Below are 1,688 nucleotides of genomic sequence, written 5' to 3' on the forward strand. Positions count from 1 at the left end.
CTCCCGCCCTCGTCCTCCTGCTGCTGTTCCTCGCGGGCCCGATCGCGTACTGCGCGTACATCGCGTTCACCGACCTCCAGCTCACCGGCCAGGCCCAGTCGTCGTTCGTCGGCCTGGACAACTTCCGTACGGCGTTCGAGGACAGGGCGTTCCGCAACGCCGTGTGGCTGACGCTGGTGTTCACGGTGCTGAGTTCGCTGATCGGACAGAACACGCTCGGACTGGCGCTGGCGTCGCTGATGCAGCGGGCGTCGAAGCCGGTCCGTACGCTCGTGGGCGGGATCGTGATCACGGCGTGGGTGCTGCCGGAGGTCGTGGCCGGTTTCCTCCTGTACGCCTTCTTCCGCCGCGAGGGCACCCTGAACGCCATCCTGGACTGGCTCCATCTCCCGTCCCAGAACTGGCTGTTCACGCTTCCGATCCTGGCGGTGTCGTTCGCGAACGTCTGGCGGGGCACGGCCTTCTCCATGCTGGTCTACTCGGCGGCCCTGAACGAGATCCCCAAGGAGATCACGGAGGCGGCCGAGGTCGACGGCGCGGGCGGCTGGCGCCGGCTGTGGCACATCACGCTCCCGATGATCCGGCGTTCCATCGGCACGAACCTGATGCTGAACACGCTCCAGACCCTGTCGGTCTTCGGCCTGATCTGGGTGATGACCCGTGGCGGCCCCGGCGACAAGAGCCAGACGCTCCCGCTCTTCATGTACGAACAGGCCTTCCAGAACAGCATGATCGGCTACGGCACGGCCGTGGCCCTGCTGCTGCTCCTGATCGGCTCGTTCTTCTCGGTCATCTACCTGCGCCTGCTCCGGACGGAGGTCTGAGCCGCCATGCCCCGCACGCTGAGCAACCATCGCACGCCGAGAAGCCCCCGCACGCTGAGCAACCGCCGCACGGCCCACCGTCTCGCGGCCGACATCGGCCTCCTCGCCGTGGCCGCCGCTTTCGCCCTCCCGCTCGCCTGGGTGCTCCTGTCCTCCGTCGACCCGAACGCTGACCTGAGGGTGAAGGCTCCGGACGGCCTGAACCTGTCCAACTTCGACGCCGTCCTCACCCCGGACATCACGTTCACCCCCCTCCTCAACAGCCTGATCCTGTGCGGCGGCGGAACCCTCCTGACGGTGGTGTGCGCGGCCCTGGCGGCGTACCCGCTGTCCCGCTTCCGCTCCCGCCTCAACCGCCCGTTCCTGCTGACGATCCTCTTCGCGACGAGCCTGCCGATCACGGCGATCATGGTCCCGGTGTACGCCCTGTTCGTGCAGGTGAACCTCATCGACACCATGCAGGGCACGATCTTCTTCTTCGCCGCCTCTCAACTCCCGTTCGCCATCTGGCTGATGAAGAACTTCATGGACGGCGTCCCGAAGGAGCTGGAGGAGGCCGCGTGGACGGACGGAGCGTCGTCGTCGCAGTCGCTGCTACGGATCGTGCTGCCGCTGATGGGTCCGGGTGTGGCCGTGGTGACGGTCTTCTGCTTCGTGATGATGTGGGGGAACTTCTTCGTCCCGTTCATGCTGCTGCTGACACCGGACCAGATGCCCGCCGCCGTGAGCATCAACGAGTTCTTCGGCAACCGGGGGATGGTGGTGTATGGGCAACTGGCGGCGTTCTCGGTGATCTACTCGTCGCCGGTGCTGGTGCTGTATGTGCTGGTGGCTCGGCGGTTGGGTGGGGGGTTTGCGTTGGGT

2 protein-coding genes are annotated in these 1,688 nt (G+C 66.5%); both read left to right on the forward strand.

From position 1 onward, the window contains the following. A partial coding sequence (locus tag FPZ41_RS46360; protein ID WP_152870891.1) for a carbohydrate ABC transporter permease occupies positions 1 to 824 on the forward strand: 824 nt, incomplete at its 5' end. 6 nt (positions 825 to 830) lie between these two features. Then, positions 831 to 1,688, forward strand: an 858-nt coding sequence (locus FPZ41_RS46365) for a carbohydrate ABC transporter permease (RefSeq protein ID WP_152870892.1), incomplete at its 3' end; no start/stop codon positions are given.

The sequence above is a fragment of the Streptomyces acidicola genome, assembly GCF_009377235.1.
GTDB classification, from domain to species: Bacteria; Actinomycetota; Actinomycetes; order Streptomycetales; family Streptomycetaceae; genus Streptomyces; species Streptomyces acidicola.